Origin of the sequence: Streptomyces sp. NPDC127197 (genome assembly GCF_042672405.1) — a bacterium.
Taxonomy (GTDB): domain Bacteria; phylum Actinomycetota; class Actinomycetes; order Streptomycetales; family Streptomycetaceae; genus Streptomyces; species Streptomyces flavusporus.
Window position 1 is genome coordinate 1 of the sequence record NZ_JBHXVG010000108.1, and the last position, 3,940, is coordinate 3,940.

Consider the following 3,940-nt stretch of genomic DNA (forward strand, 5'->3'; position numbering starts at 1 on the left):
CCCCACCCTCTTTTTTTGGCGGTTTTGGGGGTTTTTTTTTTTTTTTTCATCCCTGTCGCGTTCCCCCGCCGTCTCGTACGCGTTCGACAGCAGCGGGTTAAACGACAAGCTTAGGCATTCCGCTGATCATCGAAGGGACGGGCCTACGACCGGAGGATGTTGGGGCGCGTCCGGGAATCCGCGCCCACGCGGGCCTCGGTGACTGCCGCGGAACGAATCCGGGTGCCGACACGGCCAACCCGTGAACTTCTATTGACCGTGTTCCGTCAGGAACCTACTCTCACGGTAGATGTAAGGAAACTTTCCTAACAGTCGTGCTCCCCGTCCGGCGCCCCGATCAGGCACGTCAGCTCCACCCTCAAAGCGAGGAGCCCTCTGATGCCACCTACGCACCCCCGCTCTCACGCCCACCGCACCGGAACCTCCCGCCGTGGGCTGCTCGGCGCGGCCGTCGGCGGTCTTGCCGCGGCCGCCCTCCCCGCGTCCCTGCGGCTGCCGTCCGGCACCGCTACGGCCGCAACGCTCGCCGGCCTCCTGGGCGCTGCGCTGGTCGCCCTCCCCGTCGAATGCCGGTCTCGGCGCGTTCGAGACCATCGAGGACGACCGAGCTGACTCCCACACCGCGGGCCAACTGCACATCTACCCGGTGGGCGACGCCTTCAGGTTCAACATGCACATGGTCGACCGGGATACGTCCGCGGACCGTCAGCGCCAGGAAGTGACCGGCATGCTTACGTCGGGCAGTTCGTATCTGCGCTGGCTCCCGGGCGAGACATGGCGCACGACGTATCAGATGTACATCCCGAGCTCGCTGAAGGCGACCACGTCCTTCACGCACATCATGCAGACCAAGCAGCCGGGCACTGGCAGCTCACCGATCACCGTGATGTCGCTGCGCCGGGTGAACGGGGTGCAGACCATCGAACTGAAACTGTTCGAGGCGGACATCCTGGTCGGCCGGACCGATCTCGTCCCGCTGCACGACTCCTGGGTCGACGTCGACTTCCAGATGAAGATCGGTGACGGGACCGCGGGCAATGTGCGGTGGATTCTCCGCAAGGACGGCACCACGCTCGTCGACGGGACCAAGACCGGTGTCGACACCTTTCTGCTCGACCGGGTGCGGCCCAAGTGGGGCATCTACCGCTCGCTCGGCGATACTTCCGGTTCGCTGCAGGACTGCTACCTGCTGCTGCGGAACATGCGCGGCTACCAACTGGTCGACGGCCCTGCCGCGGTCGACTACCAGGCGGAGGACGCTTTCATCTCGCAGGGCGTCGTCGAGTCCAACCACACCGGCTTCTCCGGGACCGGCTTCGTGAACTACGACAACGTCAGCGGCTCGTTCGTCGAATGGACCGTCCCAGCGAGCACCGCGGGCCCCGCCAGTCTGGCCCTGCGCTACGCCAACGGCACCACCCTCAACCGCCCCATGGACATGACCGTCAACGGTACGGCCGTCTCCGCCGCCCACCCCTTCAACCCCACCGGCGCCTGGTCCTCCTGGGCAATGGCCACGCTCACCGTGCCCCTGACCGCCGGCCCCAACAGGATCCGTGCCACCGCCACGACCGCCAACGGCGGACCCAACGCCGACAAGATCACCGTCAGTTGACACCCACCGAGAGGACGTCATGCGCAGACCCCTGTCAACTCTGCTCGCCAGCACCCTGTTTGCCGCGCTCGGCTTCGGCCTCGCCCCTTCCCCCGCACTCGCCGTCATGCCCGCGCCCGCCCCCGCGGCAAGCGTTCAGATCTCCGCCTACCCGCAATGGCAGCCGAACACCTCGTACACCGTGGGCACACGAGTGTCCTATGGCGGCAAGGACTACGAATGCCTACAGAGCCACACATCCCTGACCGGCTGGGAGCCGCCCAACACGCCCGCCCTGTGGAAGCTGCTGGGTGACAGCAGCGGCGGCAGCGACACGACCGCTCCCTCCACCCCGACCAGCCTGCGCACCACCGGCACCACATCCTCCAGCGTGTCCCTGGCCTGGAACGCCGCCACCGACAACGTGGGCGTGACCGACTACCTGCTGTACCGCGACGGCACCCAGGTCGCCACGACGAGCGGTACCTCGCACACCGTCGGCAGCCTGTCGGCGAGCACGGCGTACACCTTCACCGCCCGCGCCCGCGACGCGGCGGGCAACGTCTCACCGGCCTCCAACGCCGTCACCGCCACCACCCAGAGCAGCGGAGGCGAGACACCGCCGGGCACCACCCCCGCCGCGATCAACGGCCGGCTCAAGGTGTGCGGTGTCAAGTTGTGCAACCAGTACGGCAACCCGATCCAGCTACGCGGCATGAGCAGCCACGGCCTCCAGTGGTACAGCCACTGCCTGACCAACGGCTCCCTGGACGCGCTCGCCACCGACTGGAACTCCGACGTACTGCGCATCTCCCTCTATGTCCAGGAGGGCGGCTACGAGACCAACCCGAGGATGTTCACCGATCGGGTGCACCAGCTCATCGAAATGGCCACGGACCGCGGCATGTACGCCCTCGTTGACTGGCACCAGCTCACGCCCGGCGACCCCAACTACAACCTGTCCCACGCCAAGACGTTCTTCACCGAGATCGCACAGCGTCACCGCGGCAAGACCAACCTGCTGTACGACATCGCCAACGAACCCAACGGCGTCAGCTGGTCGCAGATCAAGTTCTACGCCGAGCAGCTCATCCCCGTCATCCGCGCACAGGACCCCGTCACCCCGATTCTCATCGGCACCCACGGCTGGGGCTCCCTCGGAATCTCCGACGGCCGCAACGAGAGCGACATCATCAACAACCCAGTCCAGGCGACCAACATCATGTACACGTTCCACTTCTACGCGGCCTCGCACGGCCAGGAGTACCTGGACGCGCTCAACCGGGCGTCGGACCGCATCCCGATCTTCGTCACCGAGTTCGGCACCCAGGAAGCCTCCGGTGACGGTCCGAACAACTTCACCCGCAGCCAGCAGTACCTCGACCTGATGGCCGCCAAGAAGATCAGCTGGGTCAACTGGAACTTCTCCGACGACGAACGCACCGGAGCCGTATTCAAGACCGGCACCTGCAACAGCAACGGCCCCTGGACCGGCACCGCTTCACTCAAGCCTGCCGGCGTCTGGATCCGTGACCGGATCCGCACCGCGGACTCCTTCCCCACGACCTGAACACGCACCGCCCCGAACGACACCACGCGCACCGACGCCGCCGGAGGCCAAAAACAGGCCTCCGGTGACGCTCGGAGGGGGCTAGTTGGTGTGTGGGGTGGTTGTTGAGCTGGGGTGTTGCTGGTCGGTTGAGAGGGAGGGCGGGATGGTTCGGGTCGTGGGGTGGGGGTGTGGGCTGGGGTTGTTCGGTATATGTTGATAAGCCGTATCTCAACCGATCATGGAACGTGCGGGTCGAACAGGTTTCCCGCCGGGGTGATCTTCCCGTTGTACGCGCATGAAGACAGGGCCTCTCGGTAGCTCGGGGATGCGAATCTAGCCGAGCAGTGCCGGGAGGCCCTGGTGTCGTTGTTGTACGCGTCCGAGCCGGTTCAGTTCAACTCGGCTGCTCCATCGTGTGATTGCCTCGCGCATGTGTACGGCAACGCGGCCGACCATTCGGACCGGGAACGCCGGTATCCCTCGGACATGTCGGACGCGGAATGGGCGGCCATCCGGCCGTTGCTGCCGGTGCCGGCCTGGCTTCAGGGGCGGGGCGGACAGCCCGAGGGCTACTGCCACCGCCAGATGCTGGACCAATGCCACGAAGTTAAGTGCTGGGCGACGGTGTCAAGGGCGGGCGGGGTACGGGAGGGGCCTCTGCTATCCAGGGGATCGACCAAGATCTTCCTGAGAAAGCAGAGGCTCAGTGACGTTTTCTCAGCGAAATAGGTTGTGGCTTTGGGGATGAGCTCGCCAGGGCCGAGTGCCGAAGGCCGCGCCCCGGCGGAGGACAG

Annotated in this window: 1 protein-coding gene and 1 pseudogene; both read left to right on the forward strand. The window is 65.9% G+C overall.

The window, feature by feature from the left end:
* Positions 1-378 precede the first annotated feature (378 nt).
* A pseudogene (locus ACFVJQ_RS45525) lies at positions 379-1,222 on the forward strand (hypothetical protein); the annotation flags it as partial.
* Between the two features lie 412 nt (positions 1,223-1,634).
* Positions 1,635-3,164: a cellulase family glycosylhydrolase gene (locus tag ACFVJQ_RS45530; RefSeq protein ID WP_385518496.1), complete on the forward strand. Its 1,530-nt coding sequence runs from the start codon at positions 1,635-1,637 to the stop codon at positions 3,162-3,164.
* The last annotated feature ends 776 nt before the right edge of the window (positions 3,165-3,940 follow it).

What these genes read in the sequence shown, in the direction of transcription:
- ACFVJQ_RS45530 (WP_385518496.1), top strand. Translation starts at nt 1,635, where the DNA reads ATGCGCAGACCCCTGTCAACTCTGCTCGCCAGCACCCTGTTTGCCGCG.